At 44.8% G+C, this 20,208-nt stretch carries 19 protein-coding genes and 2 pseudogenes; 16 read left to right on the top strand and 5 right to left on the bottom strand.

Annotated elements, in window-relative coordinates; genetic code table 11:
• The first annotated feature begins 17 nt into the window (after window positions 1–17).
• The 9 genes and pseudogenes from AC58QD_RS11900 to tatA form a co-directional block, all read left to right on the top strand.
• Window positions 18–1,628, top strand: coding sequence for a type 2 periplasmic-binding domain-containing protein (locus AC58QD_RS11900; protein ID WP_497333361.1), 1,611 nt, complete (start codon window positions 18–20; stop codon window positions 1,626–1,628).
• 103 nt (window positions 1,629–1,731) lie between these two features.
• The gene (locus AC58QD_RS11895) at window positions 1,732–2,634 is read left to right on the top strand and encodes an ABC transporter permease (RefSeq protein WP_497333359.1); all 903 of its coding nucleotides are present in this window, start codon (window positions 1,732–1,734) and stop codon (window positions 2,632–2,634) included.
• A 12-nt stretch (window positions 2,635–2,646) separates the two neighbouring features.
• Window positions 2,647–3,522, top strand: a complete 876-nt coding sequence (locus AC58QD_RS11890; RefSeq protein ID WP_497333357.1) for a carbohydrate ABC transporter permease — start codon at window positions 2,647–2,649, stop codon at window positions 3,520–3,522.
• A 12-nt stretch (window positions 3,523–3,534) separates the two neighbouring features.
• Window positions 3,535–5,022, top strand: coding sequence for a CehA/McbA family metallohydrolase (locus tag AC58QD_RS11885; RefSeq protein ID WP_497333355.1), 1,488 nt, complete (start codon window positions 3,535–3,537; stop codon window positions 5,020–5,022).
• A gap of 215 nt (window positions 5,023–5,237) precedes the next feature.
• A complete protein-coding gene (locus AC58QD_RS11880; protein ID WP_497333353.1) occupies window positions 5,238–7,079 on the top strand; it encodes a right-handed parallel beta-helix repeat-containing protein in 1,842 nt (613 codons plus the stop codon).
• A 13-nt stretch (window positions 7,080–7,092) separates the two neighbouring features.
• Window positions 7,093–8,790 carry a hypothetical protein gene (locus AC58QD_RS11875; protein WP_497333351.1) on the top strand — a complete coding sequence of 566 codons (1,698 nt, stop codon included), beginning with the start codon at window positions 7,093–7,095 and terminating at the stop codon, window positions 8,788–8,790.
• Between the two features lie 2 nt (window positions 8,791–8,792).
• Window positions 8,793–10,562, top strand: a complete 1,770-nt coding sequence (locus AC58QD_RS11870) for a right-handed parallel beta-helix repeat-containing protein (protein WP_497333349.1) — start codon at window positions 8,793–8,795, stop codon at window positions 10,560–10,562.
• Window positions 10,563–10,623: 61 nt separating this feature from the next.
• Window positions 10,624–11,418, top strand: coding sequence for a sugar phosphate isomerase/epimerase family protein (locus AC58QD_RS11865; protein ID WP_497333347.1), 795 nt, complete (start codon window positions 10,624–10,626; stop codon window positions 11,416–11,418).
• Between the two features lies 1 nt (window position 11,419).
• Window positions 11,420–11,555 (top strand): annotated as a pseudogene (tatA, locus tag AC58QD_RS11860) (twin-arginine translocase TatA/TatE family subunit); the annotation flags it as partial.
• Window positions 11,556–11,899: 344 nt separating this feature from the next.
• Here tatA and AC58QD_RS11855 read toward each other — a convergent pair.
• The 3 genes from AC58QD_RS11855 to AC58QD_RS11845 all read right to left on the bottom strand — a co-directional run bounded on the left by AC58QD_RS11855 (window position 11,900) and on the right by AC58QD_RS11845 (window position 14,476).
• Entirely contained in the window at window positions 11,900–12,895 is a 996-nt protein-coding gene (locus AC58QD_RS11855; protein ID WP_497333345.1) for a Gfo/Idh/MocA family protein, read from the bottom strand.
• A 134-nt stretch (window positions 12,896–13,029) separates the two neighbouring features.
• Window positions 13,030–13,449 (bottom strand): CBO0543 family protein, encoded by a 420-nt coding sequence (locus AC58QD_RS11850; RefSeq protein WP_497333343.1) that lies wholly within the window; start codon window positions 13,447–13,449, stop codon window positions 13,030–13,032.
• A complete protein-coding gene (locus AC58QD_RS11845) occupies window positions 13,409–14,476 on the bottom strand; it encodes a DUF2515 family protein (RefSeq protein WP_497333341.1) in 1,068 nt (355 codons plus the stop codon). The genes AC58QD_RS11850 and AC58QD_RS11845 overlap by 41 nt, the downstream gene beginning before the upstream one ends.
• Before the next feature lie 139 nt (window positions 14,477–14,615).
• Here AC58QD_RS11845 and AC58QD_RS11840 point away from each other — a divergent pair, with 139 nt between their 5' ends.
• The 3 genes and pseudogenes from AC58QD_RS11840 (at window position 14,616) to AC58QD_RS11830 (ending at window position 15,779) form a co-directional block, all read left to right on the top strand.
• Window positions 14,616–14,954 carry a hypothetical protein gene (locus tag AC58QD_RS11840; RefSeq protein WP_497333339.1) on the top strand — a complete coding sequence of 113 codons (339 nt, stop codon included), beginning with the start codon at window positions 14,616–14,618 and terminating at the stop codon, window positions 14,952–14,954.
• A gap of 10 nt (window positions 14,955–14,964) precedes the next feature.
• Window positions 14,965–15,084: pseudogene (locus AC58QD_RS11835) on the top strand (hypothetical protein); the annotation flags it as partial.
• 62 nt (window positions 15,085–15,146) lie between these two features.
• Window positions 15,147–15,779 (top strand): GyrI-like domain-containing protein, encoded by a 633-nt coding sequence (locus tag AC58QD_RS11830; protein ID WP_497333337.1) that lies wholly within the window; start codon window positions 15,147–15,149, stop codon window positions 15,777–15,779.
• Window positions 15,780–15,891: 112 nt separating this feature from the next.
• Here AC58QD_RS11830 and AC58QD_RS11825 read toward each other — a convergent pair whose 3' ends face one another.
• Complete coding sequence (locus tag AC58QD_RS11825) at window positions 15,892–16,296, bottom strand: CBS domain-containing protein (protein ID WP_497333335.1); 405 nt, start codon at window positions 16,294–16,296, stop codon at window positions 15,892–15,894.
• A gap of 206 nt (window positions 16,297–16,502) precedes the next feature.
• On the opposite strand from AC58QD_RS11825, the gene AC58QD_RS11820 reads away from it, so the two are divergent.
• The gene (locus tag AC58QD_RS11820; protein WP_497333333.1) at window positions 16,503–17,435 is read left to right on the top strand and encodes a DMT family transporter; all 933 of its coding nucleotides are present in this window, start codon (window positions 16,503–16,505) and stop codon (window positions 17,433–17,435) included.
• Between the two features lie 57 nt (window positions 17,436–17,492).
• Window positions 17,493–17,981 (top strand): hypothetical protein, encoded by a 489-nt coding sequence (locus AC58QD_RS11815; protein ID WP_497333331.1) that lies wholly within the window; start codon window positions 17,493–17,495, stop codon window positions 17,979–17,981.
• 94 nt (window positions 17,982–18,075) lie between these two features.
• On the opposite strand, the gene AC58QD_RS11810 is transcribed toward AC58QD_RS11815, so the two are convergent.
• The gene (locus tag AC58QD_RS11810) at window positions 18,076–18,141 is read right to left on the bottom strand and encodes an SEC-C metal-binding domain-containing protein (RefSeq protein WP_497333431.1); all 66 of its coding nucleotides are present in this window, start codon (window positions 18,139–18,141) and stop codon (window positions 18,076–18,078) included.
• Window positions 18,142–18,440: 299 nt separating this feature from the next.
• Between AC58QD_RS11810 and AC58QD_RS11805 the strand changes: the two genes are divergently transcribed.
• Together AC58QD_RS11805 and AC58QD_RS11800 are read left to right on the top strand one after the other, a co-directional pair.
• The gene (locus AC58QD_RS11805) at window positions 18,441–18,953 is read left to right on the top strand and encodes a P-loop nucleotide/nucleoside kinase family protein (protein ID WP_497333329.1); all 513 of its coding nucleotides are present in this window, start codon (window positions 18,441–18,443) and stop codon (window positions 18,951–18,953) included.
• A gap of 235 nt (window positions 18,954–19,188) precedes the next feature.
• Complete coding sequence (locus AC58QD_RS11800) at window positions 19,189–19,995, top strand: class I SAM-dependent methyltransferase (protein WP_497333327.1); 807 nt, start codon at window positions 19,189–19,191, stop codon at window positions 19,993–19,995.
• The last annotated feature ends 213 nt before the right edge of the window (window positions 19,996–20,208 follow it).

The raw sequence follows: 20,208 nt of genomic DNA, 5'->3' as shown, positions 1-20,208 counted from the left end.
TTATTGGGGGGATTAAAGTGGCGGTTAAATTGAAAAAGTCCGTAACGGCATCGATTGCTTGTATTTTGATATCCAGCGCCGTACTTGCCGCGTGCGGAAGCAATTCCGACACCGGGACGCCTGGAACGGGCGGCAGCACACCGGCGGGGACGGCAGCGGTTAAGCCGGTCAACAAGAACATCAAGATTCTGCTGTCGCATTCCAACGCCGGATTTGCTTCCAAAGGCCCGGAAGACAAGAAGGACAAATACATCAAAGAACTGAGCAAGTTGTCAGGCTACAATTTGAGCTATGAATTTCTCGGACACGACATCGATTTCCGGCAGCAGTTGTCGCTTCGATTCGCATCGGGAGAACTAACCGACCTTGTAAGAACCGGCAGTGTGGATTGGGATGTTCATCAGGGTGCTGTGGACCGGGGGGTATTCACGGATCTTGGGCCGCTTCTGGATAAATATGGACCGAACATTAAGAAGAAAATCCCACAGATCGCTTGGAACAGTCCGAAAGTCATGAAGAACGGCAAAATTTACGGCATTCCAGTTCTGAACGGCGCTCCGGCGGATCGAATCATGTTCTACCGGCAGGATTGGCTGGATCAGTTGAATATGGGAGTTCCGAAAACGCTGGATGAATTTCTGAAGTACGCCGAAGGCGTCAAAGTCAATGATATGAACGAAGATGGCGATAAAAATAACGAGTGGGCGCTTTCATTAACGGACAACATGTCCTGGAACGATGTGTTCACCGGTTCGTTCGGAGTAAGGCCGGGAACGTGGCACGTACGAAATGGCCAGATGCAGCCCGATATAATCCAGCCGCAAATGAAGGACGCTATTGCCTATTACAAGAAGCTTTATGATAATGGTTACATCGAAAAGGACTTTATTACCAAGAAGCAGGGCGACCGAGGTACAGATATCAACAAGGGTCTCGTCGGCGCATGGGGGGCTGCAACTTACCAGTACGCCGGCATTACTCCAACTCAGTTCGTGAATCAGCCAAAAGCCTCCATTACGATGGCGGTTCCTCCTAAGGGCGCGAAAGGTGAAAATTTCCTGCAAATCGGGACGGATCAAATTTATTTTGTCTGGGTCATTCCTTCCAACGTGAAAAATCCGGAAGAGATAGTTAAATTCCTGGATTGGGCATGGGGCGATCCGGCAGCAGATAAGTTCTTCGCCTACGGCATCAAAGACAATAACTACACTGAAGAGGGCGGACAGGTTAAATTCGATCCGAAAGGTCCGAACAATACGGAGCTGAATGAGAAGGAGTTTTTCGAGCTTTCCATGAACGTTCGCGAGAACGGCCTGAACAATCAACTGGTAATCAAAGCGCAGGCTAACAACGACAAGATTCTGAAAGGGTATGAAGACTCGAAATCGACGATTATGAACAACGATGCCGTATATATGCCTACTCTCAAAGCGATGGACGGACGTCCGGAGCTGAACGTCGGTTTTGTAACAGGCAGCTTGTTCTATGACTGGTTCGTGAAGCTCGTGGTAGGCAAAGAAGACTTGGACAAAGGTTTCGATGCGTTCGTCGCGGACTGGAAGAAGCGCGGGGGCGACGCGGCCATTAAGGAAGCGACCGACTGGTACAACAGCTTTAATAAGAAATAAAGTGAACCGTATTGGCAAAACCATTCAAGAGGCCCTCTCCATATAAACGGCAAGAGGGCCCTTTTCTATCACAGAATAGAAACTTCAGAAGGGAGGCTTCACCTTGTTTCGAAAAGGCCAAACGTTGGATTCCTGGGTGTTGCTCCTGATCGCTCTCCCTGGACTCGCTTTCTTTGTTATTTTCAAATACATTCCTCTGGTGGGCAACCTGATCGCTTTTCAGGATTACAACCTGTTCAGCGGGTTATTACACAGTAAGTGGGTAGGTCTTAAGTATTTTAAGTTCATGTTCGATTATCCGGAATTCTTGATGGTATTGAAAAACTCGCTCAAATTCGGTCTGTATTCCATTTTATTCGGGTTTCCCGCTCCTCTGCTGCTTGCCCTCCTGCTGAATGAGATCCGGCTTAGCTGGTTCAAGCGGACGACCCAGACCTTGCTGTATTTGCCTCACTTTTTGTCCTGGGTTATCGTGGGCGGGATCTTTACCGACCTGCTCTCGAGGCAAGGGTTGATAAACGCTTTGCTAGGCAAATTTTTCGGCATCGAATCGATCTCTTTCCTGACCGAACCTAGATACTTTTTGGGCATTGTAATCGGCCTTGGAATTTGGAAGGAAGTGGGTTGGTCGATGATCATATATTTGGCGGCGATCTCCGGGATTAATCCAAACCTATATGAAGCCGCTATGGTTGACGGAGCCAGCCGATTCCGCCGGATCTGGCACATTACGCTTCCTTCGCTTTTACCGGCCATCATCGTGTTGCTCATGCTTCGTATCGGCCATTTGCTTGATGCAAACGTCGAACAAGTGCTGTTCTTCCTGAACCCCTTAGTCAAAGAAGTCGGAGAAGTGTTCGATACGTATGTGTACCGCGTCGGACTGATGGGAGGCCAATACAGCTATACGACGGCCATCGGCATATTCAAGTCTGTCGTAGGCATCATTCTTGTCGTCGGTTTGAACAAACTGAGCCGCAAAACGACCGGGGAAAGCATTTACTAGGAGGATCCGAACATGAAAATTAAGCAGCGCTTGGAAATGTTTCAATGGACTAACGGGATTTTTTTTGTCGTCTTGTGCTTCACGATGATCGCTCCCATGATCCATTTGCTTGCCGTCTCTTTGAGCGATCCGCTGTACGCAAACAGCAAGATGGTTGTCTTGTGGCCTAAAGGCTTTCAAATGAAAGTTTATCAGTCTCTATTAAGCATGAAAGACATGTGGACGTCCATGGGGGTAAGCGTCTACATAACAGTGATGGGGACGATCCTGTGCCTAGTTCTGACCTCCTCGCTCTCCTTCACCCTCACCCGGCCCATGATGCCGGGAAGGAGACTTATCACCCGACTGATTTTGTTAACTTTTATATTCCCGGTTCCGCTTATTCCGAGTTATCTTGTCGTCAAACAACTGGGCATGATCAACTCGTTATGGGCACTCATAATTCCGGGGGCGCTCGGGGCTTATAACGTGTTTATTATGAAAACTTTTTTTCAGAACATTTCCTCCGAATTGGTGGATGCAATGAAGATTGACGGGAGCGGCGAGTTCGGCGTGTACGCACGTCTTGTGCTGCCCCTATCCATGCCGGTCCTTGCGACTATCGCCTTATTCCACTCAGTTGGTACTTGGAATGCTTATTTCGGGGCACTGATCTATATCCGTTCCAAGAACCTGTATCCGCTCCAGTTGAAGCTGAAGAACATGGTGGCCAGCAGTGCCGCGGATTCAGGACTAGATTCGGTTGCGGTCCATTCAGGCGTGCTGTCCAGCCCGGAAACGATCAAGGCGGCGGCCATTCTGTTTACGACGCTGCCGATTCTGATCATTTATCCCTTTTTGCAAAAGTACTTCGTAAAGGGCGCTATGCTCGGATCGTTGAAGGAATAGGGAGGGAAACGTATGGACCATACACATTCGAAGATTGGGGTACAGGCGCCGGAGTCTGCGTTATCGTTCGAGATTCGCCAGCCTGCTGATTGGATGCTTCTTAAGTTCGATTACGGGAAACCACGGACGTGGCACCAGATTGTTATCCGGGATCCCGAAGGCCGCAAAAGGTATTCACATTTGGACGTCAACGAGCCGCGCAGGGTGCTGCTGCACAAGGACCCTCACTTGACGAGTGCAACCGCCGTTTCCGGGGACATTAACCCTGGTACATGGACAGTCGAATTTCTGCGCAAGTTTCCGGCGGAATTCGAGATCGAATGGGAGACAGGCAGCGGAAATGTTTCACCGGAGGTCTTTAGCAAGAATGAGGACCTCGATATTTGGTGCGAGGGCGAAGGAGCCGGACGCAATATGTTACTGAACCGCTACCCTTGGAAAGAGTGTAAGCTATCGGTCCGCCGCTGGTACAAAGGCGATTTGCATGGCCATACAACACTGTCCGACGGTCTGATGTCGCCTAGGGAAATTACTCTGCAGGCAGAAGTGAAACGGCTGGATTACTTCTTCGTCACCGAGCACAATGTGATTCCCTCATGCTGGCCCAAAGGCGGCCCACTGGTTATCCCAGGTATGGAGTTCACATCGTTCGGTAAGGGCGACTGGAATGCTCTGGGTTTGACGGGATGGATCGACTGCTGGGGAGTAGGCAAGGAAGATGGCGGCATGCATTCACAGGAAGGGCAGAATCGTTTGATGGAGAAAGCCGGTTCGTTGGGGGCGTTACGTACGTTCAATCACCCGCTAGCCGGGCGCTTCGCTTGGAGGTTTCCTGGTTCGCCGCTGCGTTATGTCGATCTGCTGGAAATATGGAACAGCCCAACCAAAATGTCTTCGCAAGCTCTGGCCGAGCAGACGATGGTACTGTGGAACACGCTGTGGAACGATGGGTACCGCGTGCCTGGAGTCGGTGGTTCGGATACCCATCTTCGGCCAGATCAAAGCTATGAGGAAGGCTGTCCGCCGGATTCGATCGGGGATCCGAGCTCCTACGTGCTGTGCGATCGACTGACGCCGGAAGACATATTAAGCGGTCTGCGTGCCGGCAATGTCTATGTATCGCGCGGTCCGGAACTGGAGGTTGAGTTTAAGGCCGGGGGTCGGACATTCATATTCGGAAATGATTTAACGCAAGCGCTTGACGGATACGGTGACGGCATGGTTCGAGGGGTATGGACGATAATTGGCGGTGAAGGTTCCCGTCTGTTGACAATCGAGAACGGCACCGTGATCGAGACGGTAGATGTGGAATCGGATCATTTCAGCTTTGAATCAGAATTTTCGTGGAAAGACCAGGATTATGTTTGGAGAAGATTCGAGCTTCGCGATGCGGACGGAAGGCTGCTTTGTTTTACGAATCCGGTGTCTCGAGGCACCAAGCGCCACACCCTTTTTACATGGGGCCAATTGTTAGAAAAAGCAGGAATTGAGCTTAACTGAATTACTGCTAGTTGATCGACGAAGGCTCGCAGTTGCTTTACTATGGGGCAAAGATGCATACATTTCGGATTACAATAGATGTTATAACTGCAAGCCGTATTTGAATGATTGTACAATTGAAAGCCACGATTTCTTTGTCTGCATTCCTACTTTAGTAAGCATTCTCATAAACAAAGAATTCATCCGGACCGCAAACTAACCCCAAGGAGGTTTGTATGAAGAAAAAACTGGAAGATATTAAGATATCTCGAAGGAAATTTTTGTCAGTATGTGGTGCTATTGGAGGAACAGCCATGCTTAGTTCATTTCTGGGTTTTGATTTACTACAACCGAAAAGAGCTTGGGCTGCTACTTATACCCCCAACCTGCAGTTATTACTACCGGAATCAAGTATCGGTCTCGTAACACCGATGTATGATAACCTTTCTAAAATTGATGCAGCATACTCCGGTATCCCGAAGCAAGATGTATATACTGGAGGTCCTTTTGGGGCTTCCAATTGCATGCTGAGTGTTGCGGCCTACAAGTCATCTGGAATTTATCCGATCGATCCCAACGCTTCTCTTGACGCGAATGGATTTCCTACGAATGGTGAACTAAGCGATGTCGTGAATGCAATAATAAGTGCTCATCCGCAGGGCGTATCCGTTTATATCCCAAAAGGGAATTATTGGATAGGGTCGGACAAAGAAATTCAACTTAGAAGCTACGTTCGACTTGTGGCGGATCCCGAGGCCCGGATTATGAAGAAGGGGAGCCCAATTACGAGCACAAAAGGGATGATCTCCAATCGGGGCGCGGCTGGAACAACTGGTTATTTTATGAGAGAAGTTGAGGTTCGAGGGGGGATCTGGGATAGCAGGCAAGACTACAGCAGTAACCTGGATGCTACTGGAACAAATGCATTCGGCCGGCCCGTCGTGAATTTATCCCATGCTCAAAATGTAATTGTGTCCAACTGTCGTTTTGTAAATAACCACTCCGATTCGACGATTCAGCTGCTCGGATGTCAGTATGTGACCATTCGAAATAACCGGTTTGAAGGGTTCAAGCCCATTCCCTCGGGAAGCCCAAACATCTCGCTTAACTCGACCTCCGCTTGCGTTCGCATAGAGGCTTGTAAATCAGGTTTAATCATTCCGGTTGGGAATACCGATGGGACGATTTGCAAAGATATTTCCGTTACAGACAACAGGGCTGACGCGTATGGTTCTTTATTGCCCCATTTGTGTTTCTTTCGAAAATCCCTATATGAAAGCGCTTCACCCAGCTGGTCGATTCGCGTTCTGAATAATCTTTTGGCAGGGGTAGAAGGACATGCGATTGATATTACAAATGCCCACCATGTCATTGTCTCCAAGAATCAGATCCGTTCTAAGGGGAATGGAGTCGTGTTAAGGGAACATGCTTCATCTTTTGAAGCAAGCAAATCGTTCATTGTCACCACAAATCTAATTTCCGTTATGTCTCAAAATATTGAAGGGGTAAACGTCGTAGGGCTTTCGGGGAAAAAACCTTCCCTTGTATCCATCACGGACAATACGATTTCGGATGGGATTACAGGGGCGAAAGGTGTTTACCTGCAGTATGTTGATGATCTCTTGATTTCTGGGAACACGATCAGAAAAATCGTTTCGAATGCCATCCAACTCTCTTCGTGTACAAAAAGCATCGTAGTCGGTAATGGTATCTCTCAAGGTACGAACGGGATTTTGATTACCAATTCCAGTTTCGCCAACGTACAGAAAAACACGCTTACTCAATCAACAGGGACGCCCATTAAAGTGGATTCAACTAATCAAGTCATTGTTTCGGAAAATACAATTGGCAATCACACTCCATCTGGAACGCAATATGGGATTCAAGTGTCGGGAACTAGTTCACAAGTTGTAATTGCTTCCAATCAGCTGGTGCAGACCATATCCTTTACGAATAGCATCCGTACAGAGTCCACGGCAAGCCATATCAATACTTGGGGCAACTTATGCTACGGGGCTGGTGCACTGTCATTGAATGCCGCGAACTCGATTGCTACTGATGTGAACAAATCGGTATAGAGGAGAGAAGATCATGTCAACTTACTCGACCAATATGAAATTGCTGCTTCCTGCATCCGGAGAAGATTCCATCATTCATTCCATTCTGGCAACCGACTTCAATACTATAGATAGACTTTTAGATGGATTCGATGCCCGGGGTTTCATTTATGTCAATGTCCAGGGACTAAAGAACAGCTCCGGGCAATACTTCGCAAATGGAAAACCAAGCTTTAATACCAACGGTTTGCCTACGACAACGATTGAAACCGATTTGAATGCCATCATCTCGACGATGACATCTGGCGGAAAAGGATTGATCTTGTATTTTCCGAACGGGAAATACGGTGTCGGTGGGCCCGGAATTAATATTAGATCGAACGTTCATATCATTGCAGAATCCTATGCAGAGTTGATTCGAGTGGGTGACGGAAGGATTTTGACAAATGAACTGGATACGGCGACCAATGGTTACACAAGGAGCTCGAACATAACCGTTACAGGCGGGATCTGGAATATGAAGGCGGATGCGAATGTCACAGCTTCCGGTGGTGTAATTACCGCCAAGACGAAAGAGGCTATTTTATTTGCTAACGCTAATCAAATTCGGATCACTGAATGTTCATTCAAGGGCATGTTCGGCTTCAGCGCGGTTATGTTTGTAGCTTGCAAGAATGCTAAAGTAAAGGCTTGCCGGTTCGAAGAATCCAAAAAGACAACTTACGATATGGCCAGTAAACAGTACGAAATGATTTCTTTAGTTCCCAATGTAACAGGATCATGGAATGGCTCGCCAACCTATGCAAGTAATATCGCTAGTGTAACGCCATGTGTCGATATTGGAATCGACTCGTGTGTCTTCGAAACCGGAGAATATGTCCGAAGTTTAGTCGGTTGTTCCCTAAACGCAATTAATCCGAACGACACCGTGTCAATAACGAACTGTGTATTCAGAGAATGTGACGGAACAGCGATTTACTTAACGAACACCAAAAACGTAACTTTAATTGGCAGCTCCTTTGATGTCACTGGAGGATTTCTTACCGTAAAAGAGGAAGGCTCAATAGCTGCTAACACCTTGAACAATTATATGATTAGTGGAAATAGACTTCTGAATTACACAACAGTGGCAGGATCGGCAAATATACAATTCGTTGGCCTCACCTCCATCACTGGATTGATGGTAGCGGACAATGTATTTAGTAATCCAACGCAGAATTCACATTTTCTTGATTTGGAAAATGTTGAGAATATTACGATCGGCGGGAATGTATTTGATGCTTTCTATAGAGCGATTGTTGTTGAAGATTGCATTGGAGTTACCGTTACTGGAAATACATTCCGTCTTGGTACATTAAATGCGCTCTTAGGCACAAACTGCTCGTCCTTGCTCTTTTCAGGAAATGAAATATTCAATAATGCTTCGCACACCTTTAGATTGAATGGAGGATGCAGCGGGTTTCTAGTTAGCTCCAATCTGTTCTCCAACCAGACTGGCAACGCCTATACCGTGTTCATCATCGGGACCAGCGCAAATACCGGCGGTTGTGTCTCGAACAATATTTTTCATTCCACGCAAGCAACTAAAGCGGTGTCTTGCATTAATTTAGACACGTCTTCAAATTCATGTATGGCTTATGGAAATATCATGACCGGTGCCTATTCTTCTGCTAATGCCATTGTTAATAACGGAACTGGCAATCAAACTACTTCAACTAATAAGGTGGTGTAAATATGGCCCAATATACGCCAAACCTCAATTTGTACATTCCCAATCCGTCTGACCCAAACGATCTCGCTGACGAACTATCCACGAATTTCGAGATCATCGACAGCATCTATTCTATGTTCTCGAATAATCAGACATTGTGGATCGATGTATCCCAGCTTCAAGATAGCGCAGGCAACTACTGGGCTAATGGCAATCCAACGCTAAATGCTCAGGGCATTCCCACCCAGTTTATTGATACCGAGCTTCGAGCGCTTATCACCAAACTTTATACAGATGGTCAGAAGGCCGTCCTTTATTTTCCGTCCGGAATATATGGCATTCGGGATACATTTAATCTAGCCAGTGGTATTGGCATATACGCTGACAAAGGAGCACATTTCATCAAGAACAGTCAAATCTCGGATACGGTGTTTGCCCAAGATTTGATACCGGGTTACGAAACGATGGCTGGATATTCCCGCAATAACGGAATGTTCATTATCGGGGGAATCTGGGATTGCCGGGCCGACTATAATGTCCGTTATGGTGAGAAGGTGCCAGGTGATGGTGTGTTTTATGACGATGGCATCTCGGTACAATCCGGGTTTAGATTTTATCACTCGCAAAATATTTTGTTCCAGGATATGGTTATTCAAAATATGTACTGCTTTCATTCCATTGAGATCGGAGGGTGTAAGAATGTCGTGATGGACAACATCACCTTCTCGGGTATGAGAAGACAGGTTAGCAATTCTCGATACCCGCTGAGGGAGTCTAATACAGAAGCGATCCAACTTGACTTTGTGAACTCGGGTAACGGTAATGCTGCGCAACCTTTCGAAGGACTAGGGGACGCGAATATTACGATTAACAAAAATATTTATATCACCAATTGCAGAGTTGTTCCCAGTGACTTGTATACTTCCCATGCCATAGGGTTTGGCAATCACTCCTCTTATAAAAACGGCAGCCATCGGGATGTGTTTATCCACAACAATCATATCGAAGGATGCTTGTACGACGGGTTGGGACTTTACGGGATTCAGAACAGTACCATTGAAAACAATGTCTTAAGCCAGATTCAGGACAAGGGAATTGTGGTCGAAGTTCGTGCCGCTGTTGATCAGGCATGTAATTTGTACAACGTCAAGGTTACGGGGAATTCTATCGCAATGGCAGTCGGTTCAACCGATGGGATCCTATTTGGCGGCTATACGGCCGATAGTCGAAATGTTTACGGGATGGTTGCTGGCGGCAATGTTCTGCAGGGGAATTCCGGCGGTTTCGGAGTGAGGGTATTTCGCGGAGTTAATTGCTTAGTCGATAAAAACCTCATCACCGGTTCCAACTATTCCATTTACATTGATACTTGTAACCAATTGGTTCTTTCCTACAATCTGATTACCGGCTCCGGAGTCTGTGCCATTCAAGCTACAAATGACTCCAACGATGCTATTGTTACCGGTAATCTCTTTTCGGAGATACAGAACAAAGGCATTTTTGTTACCAGTAGTTCTGAGAGGTGGGTTATGAATTTCAACATATTTCGTAACACAGCTAAAGGCTCCGGACAAAAGGGACTCGAATTCTCGGCAAGTTCAACAAAAGGAACCTTCAATGGCAATTTGTTCTGGAGCAATCAATCGACCAAACCGGGAACTTTAATTTATACAACATCGGATACAACACTGTTCATGTATGCAGGCAACAACTTTATCGGTTCCTATAGTGGATCAACACCTGTCAGCGTGGCTTCCACTGTGAGTTCGGCAACCGCAACGAACTTGTCATAATTTTGTTCCACAAAACTCCAATTAGTATTTACCAACTAATGTTAAAGAAAGCAGGGATACTGTGACCGTATTGATTAACCTTCTGCCGTATATGAGACGAATTGAGGAATGCAAGGAATTATTGGATCAGTGGTCCGGTGGTCTAGAAATCCCAATGGATGGACCCAATTGGGAAGAGCCGGCTAACTGGAACGAGGAATTCCTGCGGTTCAAGGACTATCCAGGCCCGATTAGCGTCCATTCCCCCATATGGGAGTTGAATTTGGCGTCTGCTCGCTTCGAAGTTATTAGCCAATACTCCTACGAGGTGTATAAAGGGTGCTTAGAGTGGTCCGCTCGAATTGGAGCCGAGCAGATGGTCTTGCATCCGAGTTTGTATTCCACGATGTTGTTCAATCGAAAGCAATCACAGGCCAGATCAATCGAAAACCTGAAACGATTGGGTGAAGTCGCCAAGAAGCTTGGCATTGATCTTGCGGTAGAAAATGTAGGGTTTCATGAATTCGCCTTGTTCGACGAGGATGAGTTTGTGAGTCTTTTCGAGGAGATCCCGACCATTTCCGCTTTAGTTGACGTAGGCCATGCTCATATTAACGGCTGGAATACACCGGAGTTGCTTCACCGATTAGGGACACGGCTTAGTGCCGTCCATCTGCATGACAACGATGCAATCGATGACCTGCATCAGCCCATTGGGGAGGGAACCATACAATGGGAGCCTATTTTTGATGCGATGTGCGATATGAAGCATTCATTTCGATCGATTCTGGAATACCAATTTGATACTCCGTTGGAAATCTTGCTTGATCATGCCAAAATGATGAAGAACAAACTAAGAACCAATAAGGAGGGATAGTTTGCCAAATATCGGGACGACGGGATTTATCTTAATTATTTTGGTCGCTCTGTTGTTGTTCGGCCCCAGTAAACTGCCTGAACTAGGACGTGCATTCGGTCGAACCCTTCGTGAATTCAAGAGTGGGGCCAAAGACTTAATGAACGATTTAGAAAAGGACAATCGAATCGAAATGAATGGCTCGTCAAGCTCCAAACGATTGGAAGAAGGCGTGGATAAGGAAACCTTCCTTCCCGTCCAGATGATGGCACAACTAAATTACGATACCAATTTTGACAGAGAACACACTGAGAGGTTCCGCAGTTTTAACGTAGAATACTTCAATCACGGTGGTGACTTGAAGCTGGAGCTTGCACCGGAGGCGTTAGCAATTCTAAAGTAGTTGGTGATGCTAGAAGGATTAGTATGTAATCTTTACGACGAACGAAAGCCGCCTGCCACGATCATTTGCAGGCGGCTTTTATTGTGGTTTTTTGAATCGTTACTGCTGTGATCCGTTAATGTGGATCCGTGCGTCGGCACGATCAGCGGCGAATAGAGCATCCATAGCCTGCGCCTGCGCCAATATCTCTTCAGCTCCATAAGTACGGGTGTCGCCCTTGAACACGCGCTCGGCGAATCGCTCCGCTTGCAGACGGAACGGATCGATGCGAGATGAAGTAAAGTCTCGGACCACCCCGTTAAGTTCAACCCTAACAGTAATCGTCGAAGGATTGGCAAACTGCTGTAGCTTCAGCTCGCCATTCGTCCCTCGAAGCTCAAATCCGCATCCATGGGGCAGATCCAGCCCGCCGGTGATGTGAGCTAGACCACCGTTCGGAAACGAAAATGTTCCAGCGAATCGGCGATCGACGCCTGTATCTCCATGTTGGCGAGTGAGCCGGCATTCCGCCCATTCCGGCTCCTGCGCGAACTGATATCGGCTCCATGCCGTCAAATAACAGCCGATATCGTACAACGCGCCGCCGCCCCAAGCTTCAACCAGCCGTGTGCTCGATTCGACTGTTTGAAACGAGAAGTGCCCCCGGAAAAACACAGGTTCGCCGACTTGACCCGTTGCAACCGCCTCGCGCGCATACGTGTGCCCTTGCATATGTCTCCATATAAACGCTTCCTCTACGATCGCACCGTGCCGATCCGCCAGTTTGACGACCGTTTCCGCTTCCGCGGCGTTAAGCGCAAACGGTTTTTCCAACAGCACATGCTTTCCCGCGCGAATCGCTTCGAGGGCCATTTCCATATGTAAATGGTTGAGCAGGGCAATATATACCGCATCGATATCGGGATCCGCCAGCAGCTCGCGATATCCGTCATAAGAGCGGTGCACGCCGTATTTTTTCGCAGCCGTTCGGCCGTTCTCCGGCGTTCTTCCCGCGATGCCGAGCCATTCCCCGTTCTCTGCGGATTGAAGAGCCGGTCCTCCTTTGCCGACGATATTCCCCGTGCCGAGCACTCCCCATCTAAGTTTACTCGTCATACGGTCTCCTCTCCATTCCTATAAATTTGTCTTCAGCATACCATAATATATGGACTGAGGGTACGTACAGGCACTAGGAATAGGAGGTTATTCCTGGAAACGAAAGGGCTGAAAAGTTTGCTTTCACGTTCGATTTATCCATTTCTTTTTTTCAGCCAAAAATATATCCCTGAGATTATCGTTAAAAACAGTAAATAACCGAAAAAGCTGTATAAGTGCATCCACTTATCGGAATGGACAAACACCCCTAGTCGCTCTGATAATTTTTCTAAGATCGGCATCAACAGGCTGACAAACAGGATAATGCCTGCCCTTCTCCATCTGTTCACTTGGGAAAGGCAGTACAAAAAAACCATTGTCAATAGAGGCAACACAATTAAAGTGAAGATGATATTAATGGAAAAGATCTCCGGTAGCAGCCTGTGAGGAAACTGATACAGCCCTTTACCGACAAAATAGAGATCAAAATACGTACCAAGCAGTGATGCCAGCACTGCACAAGCTAAACTATCTTTATTCCAAAAAGTTAATCGTTTTTTTGGCAAGCGTGGCAACCTCGAGCCGCTCCAATGTTTTACAGTATTCACTCTTAATCTCTCCGTCCATTATTTCTATGTCATCCTCTAAATAATTCACCACGCTTATATCTTGAAACCAATCCCCCGGTTCTGCTTCCGTCTGGCTTACATTTTTCCAGGCATACTCAAGTTTTGGGCTGTAAATTCTCCTCGCTCCTTTGAGAAGCCGGCACGATTTTAACCTTAAAGGATACGGAATTCCCGGTGTACCTTCATTTACATAGTTGAATAAATGCGGCCAGTAATCCTTCCTTGATCCAGTATGCGGATGACGTTGCGCCCAATCCAGGGCCTGCCTACTAAAATCCATATTTTTATACAAAACGGCATATAGCCTTTTTCCAAGTAATATTCGCTCATGGAGAGACTGGAATTGGTGAAGTGTATGCCCCTTTAAATTCTCACCTTCCGAAGGAAAAAGAATTTGATTAAATGACAGCCAATCCTGCAAGTGAAATTCGATTTTGTTTAATACTTCTTTTTGATAGTGGGGATTTTGAATGACCCTTTGTTCCAAGTAGTTTTGTTCATTGATTACTAACGCTATACAGTGAATATACGTATCTCTGACTCTCCAAAAATAGTTCCAAATCGTTTCCATAAAAATTGAAACATTCAGTTGAGGCAGAAGATAAAACAAGGGTCTATTTTGCTTTAAACTCTCATCGTAAAGCAGGAATTGCGGGTATACATCTTGGAAAATCAGCCAGTTGCCGCGTTCTAAAAAATGAAAAAATGTTTCCTGTTCTTTTTTTGAGATCAGTTTGGCTAGAAACTCTCCCTTGAGATCGGTCATATTCCATCCGCCATTCCTTGATACCATATGGCCTAAAAATGCCCAGTGGATTTCAGGATGTCGTAGATAAAATTCGAGATAGGCTTTTGTTCTAGTCACATTATTTAGGTTCTGGTCTTGGGTAATCGATCTAATTTTGTTTAAAAGCTTCTTCTCTGAAAGAGTTAACTCATTCGAGATGACAGGAGAGTGTTTCTTTCTTTTCATTAATTCCTCGCGAATCGTTTCAATCGGTGTTTTTTGGCGGTTTCTTATAAAAAAGATAGCAACTTCCCTCCTTATGAATTCTCTATTGTAGAGCCGAATATGTATCTAAAGATGCTTTTGCGGAAGGAAGGCGTGCGGAATGATTGATACTGTGAAAGGGATAGAGTGGATTATTGAAACACTTCGAAAAGACCAATCTCCCGATGGGTCGTGGGCTTATCCGTTTGACACGGATATTTCTACCGATGCTTATATGATTATTTTATTACGGACTTTAGAGATTGATGATAAGGAATTAATCGAAGGGCTTTGCCAAAGGAGTATAAGTAAACAGCAGAAAAATGGAGCATGGAGGCTTTTTTATGATGAAGCAGAAGGAAAAGTATCCGCCACTTTAGAAGCCAATTATGCACTGCTTTTTTCCGGATACTACCGAAAAGAAGACGAGCGTCTTCGCGCCGCCAAATCAGTGAAATAATGGGGCGTGGTACGGGCGCTGGGGGATTTGTTATATTTATGGTACATGGGGTGTGATTTTTTCCCATACAAATAAAGGAAATTCTATCCCGTTGACGTATATTTACAAAGTAATCATGGGTGAAGGATGACACTAAATAACATTATGTAGTTGCCGTAGATGAAATGTCGGCTTATACATTCAAAAAAGGAGATGTCGGTTCTGAGCAAAAAGGTAGATTATAAAAAAGATTATAAGCAACTCTATATGCCAAAAACGGTGCCGGAAATTGTGGTGGTGCCTAGGATGCCTTTTTTTATGGTCAGTGGATCTGGGGACCCTAATAACGAGGAATTCGCCAAGGCAACAGAAGCTTTGTACAGCATGAGTTATGCGGTGCGAATGTCCTACAAAAGTCAAGATGTACCCGTTGGATATTATGAATATACGGTTTTTCCACTTGAGGGAGAATGGGACTTGCTTGATCGATCAAAACCTGCGACAGACAAAAACAATTTTAAGTATACGATAATGATACGCCAACCCGATTTTTTGACTGAAGAAAGGTTTAAGCGATTTTTGGAACAGACGAAAAGGAAAAAACAAAACCCGTTCCTTGAGAAAGTTCGATTCGAGCATGTGGAAGATGAATGGAGCTGTCAAATTATGCACATTGGAAGCTTTGACGATGAGCCGGAAAGTTTTGCGCGAATGGAAGCATTTTGTGCTGAAAATGGATTCATCCGTTCAAGCAAAATTCATCGGGAAATATATTTATCGGATCCCCGTAAGACTGAACCGTCAAAGATGAAAACGGTGTTAAGATTCCCTGTAAACAAAAGCTGATATCGGATATTAGAATTTCGACTATGAACTAGAGCTTAATAAACTTTAAGAACAAAGATAAGGCTACCGGCGAACGGCAACCTTGATGATCCGCAAGATCATCTCTTTCCAACTAATCAGTTATATTACGGGTATAGTATTCGATAATATCTTTGCGACGAATAATACCGAGGAAGACTCGATCGGGGTTCACGACGGGAACGAAGTTCTGATCGGCCGCCAGCGCCAGCATATCGTCCAAATCGGCGCCGATCTCGACGCATTCGACTTTCATCCGTTTTTTGATGGAGACGACCGAAATTTCGTGCATCGTATCGAAACCGAGGCCGGGTGTGGCTTTCAATTTCCATAACAAATCTCCCTCGGATAGCGTTCCGAAATATAAGCCATTGTCGTCCAAGATTGGAATGGCCGTATAGTGGCTCGCCTCCAATTTATCCAAGGCTTCTTTCATATTAGAGGATGTCGTGAGGTAAGAGACCTTGTCCTTGGGATATAAAAACGATTTGATGTCCATTGAATCACACTCCTTGGGTATATTAAAGCATATTTCGTCGCTGGGCGCATGTGTATTGGGGCATGGCTAGTAACATTATCTAATAAAGATGCTAAAAGTTAATTCAACTAACGTCATCTTCGGACATACCAAGTCCGAAGTTTTTTAATAATTTTAAATCAAAATTAGAAATTAATATAGCCTTTTAATTACAAGGAAGTGGTAAAATGCGATTCCTCTATTTTCTTTTAATTTTGCTCAGTCTCATATGGAGCGGTTCATTTTTCTTTATTAAAGTATTAATTATTGATTTTGAACCTTGGACGATCGCCTTTTTTAGATCTTGTTTTGGTTTGGTAGCCATAGTGTTGATCATGTTAGTTTTTAGGAAACCTTTTGAATTCACAAAAATTCCTTGGTTTCCAATAGCGATATTGTCCTTGATTAATACAGCTATCCCCTGGGCATTCATTGGATACAGTGAAACTAGAATAACAAGTAGCATGGCGTCTGTTTTAAATGCTACTGCACCACTGTGGTCTATGATAGTGGGAATAGTATTATTTCAGGCAACTACACATCGCTTTAAATGGTTAGGCACGGGAATTGCTTTCATGGGTTTGGTGATATTGCTTGGAATAAATCCTATTTCAATAATATCAGTAGATTTGTTGGGCTTCATTGGAATGATTGCGGCGACATTATGCTATGGGATAGGGTCTCAGTTATCAAAGCGTCTTTCTGGAGACTTAACAATATATCAAATCGCTTTTGGTACATTGTTTTGTGCAATGGTCGGCAGTGGGGCGATTGCCCTTTTGTTTGAATCATTTTCATTCTCCAATCTAGTTTCACCAACAAATATATCTGCTCTGTTAGGTTTGGGTGTTTTCGGATCAGGTATAGCATACATTCTTTTTTATTATATGGTTCAAAAAGGAAGTCCTGAATTTGCAACAATGGTTAGTTATCTGGTACCAGCAGGCGCAGTAATATGGGGTTACATGCTATTGAATGAGGAGGTCAATTGGAATTTGTTGTTAGGACTTTCATTAATTCTTGGGGGAGTATACCTATCAAATAAAAAGCCGCGTCTTGGCCCCAAACGGACATTACACCCTTGGTTACAAAAGTATAATACAGTTAGCAGAAAGGATTAGCTCAATATCCAGATTTTTGACTGATCTAAAGTACATAATATTTGGGGGTGAGCTTTAATGAAAAAAGCAAGAGGATTGATTATATACAGTATATTTGGGGCTGGAGTATCAATTTTGACATCATTTTTATTTATGTTTTTTAGTCAAGTTTCCGCAGGGCGTGTGACATCGTATTGGGGAGAAAGCTGGCTATATTTTGCTACTTTCATTCCTTTTGTGATCATCTTTACTGTGTTAGGTTGGTATTTCACAAACAGAGGTATATGCTCCAATAAAAAACTTTGGTTAATTAGTTTAATATCAGCTTTTTTAGTAACATTATACAGTGGAACAATAGGTGCTATATTCGGAGAATTAATTGTTAGGGGTGGTATGGAAACTATAAATGTTGACGGCACTCTAGTTTGGGGTACAATATATGCTTTTTTATTGATACCAATAACCACACCTTTTGCAAGGCTTATAATAGGGATAATTCACTCAATTATTAACAATACGAATCGAAATGAAGATGAAGAATTTGTAAGACAAAGATTTAAAAAGTGATGGGAACGAGAGGTAAATGGTGTTATTGATAAAATAAACAACAAAAGGGATTAATTAATCGCTTTGTTACGCTAACTGGGAACGCTAGTTTTAGTTATGCCCCGCAACATTTCATGTACTTTTTCCCGCTGTCGCAGCTGCAAGGATCGTTCCTGCCGATTTTCCCAATGGAGTCATCGATCTACGAAGATTACCGAGAAAAGGTTGGCACCATGTCTAAGGTTGTGGGAGGGATATGCACCATAGATTCGGTATGTCCGACTAAAATGGCTTGTGTGGGATGTGGAGCGAAAGTCCCTCGGCCGGAATTCAAAGAAGAAATAACTGCCTTTTATAATTGTATCTCCTCAAACAAATGAACGGTTGGAACAGTACATATCTCACCAAAATCAGCACTGGTTGAAAAATGAGTTTGAAAAGTTCCAATAAATGAAGAACGGTATACGGAGGCGGGGTTTAATGCTCTATATATTTAGCGGGTTGCCGGGAACCGGGAAGTCCACTTTATCATCAGCTTTGGCTAGAGAGTTACAGGCAACATATCTCCGGGTCGATGTAGTGGAGCAGGCTATGCGGGTCGCTGGAACGTGGGTTGATGGACCTGCGGGTTACATCGTGTGTTATGGAATTGCATCGCAGAATCTCCGGTTGGGCCTCGATGTTATAGCAGATACTGTCAATCCCATCCAAGTAACGCGCCAGGCTTGGCGCAATGTGGCGGAATCTCTTGAAACTCCGTTTGTGGAAATCGAAGTGGTATGTTCAGACGATCGTGAACACAGGCATCGAATTGAAACGCGTGTAGCCGATATTCCCGGCCTGGTTCTACCCACGTGGGAGAAGGTCAGGAACCGACAGTACGATGTTTGGGACCGGGATCACATCGTCATCGACACAGCTCACCAAACTGTGGCTGAAAGCTTGAAGACGTTGCTTGAACAGTTGGATAGGGAGCGTAGAAAATTTTGTTGATTGCACTAACAGGAGCGCTAGTTCAATGACTACACGACGGCAGCCATACACGATCGACTGCCGCTGTTCATTGAAGTAACGGGATAGTTCAATAGCACGTCTGCTTGTTTTTGCTCATAATGCAGGGGCAAACAATGATTGTATATACTCAATTATTTCGTGTGGAATGAACTGACCCTACCTGCCGAAATATAAAGCAGATGGGCGGAAACTTTATATTTTGGGAGGCGTCGGCATGGATAAGAATTCTGTTTCTAGAACAAACATTATAGGCGGTAGTCAGGTTGTCGCCATCTCGGTCGAGATGGATAAGAGTGTTATTCATGAAACAAACAGCTTATTTTGGGATACAAAAGGAAATGATGTTTTAGGAGCAACCTCACTTCCTCTTTATGGAGCATTTGTCTCAGAAGAAAATTGCCAACTTTTTGGCGATGTCTCAGGAAAAAAGATGCTGGAAATAGGATGTGGAAGCGGTCATTCTTTGCAATATTTGGGGGAACGCAAAGCATCTGAACTATGGGGTATGGATATATCAGAAAACCAAATCGAAAAAACAAAGCAACATTTGACGGAGTGCGGTCTTTCAGCAAAATTAATCTGTTCTCCCATGGAAGAAGAATGTGGCATACCAGAGTATTATTTTGACTTTGTTTATTCGGTTTATGCAATAGGCTGGACAACCGACCTGGAGGGTACTTTTCGCCGGATTGCTTCATACCTAAAAAAAGACGGCGCATTTATTTTCAGTTGGTCCCACCCTATCCACAAATGTGTTGTTGAAGAAAATAATTCGCTTGTTTTTAAAAAATGTTATTTCGATGAATCTTGGTATTCGTCATCTCTTGACGAAAGTACGCTAACATTATCGGACCGTACACTATCAACCTATGTGAATGCGTTGGCAAAGGCGGGCTTTCTAATTGAGCAAATGATTGAGCATTCTGATGATGAAATTATCCAATCGCGTGGTAACAGCAAATTTGCAAAAAAAGCAAAGATGCTTCCTGTAACTTTTGTCGTCAAGGCAAGAAAACTATAAGAGTATAGTATAAGCATTCGACCGCCATCCGTTAAGAACAAACATGAATGAGAGACGATTGTTGAAGTAACGGGAAACGTTAGTTCCATAAGACGCAAGGACGAGGCTGCCGGCACGAATCGGTAGCCTCGTTGACGTATACCAGCTAATAGGCTGTCAAGATTTTTCTATTAAAAGTAGGCAAAATTAATGCTAAACTAGTAACTACGCATA

The organism is Paenibacillus sp. J2R1T-4, assembly GCF_059692235.1.
Note: the sequence above shows the minus strand (reverse complement) of the source record. Positions and strands in the feature narration are given on the sequence as shown.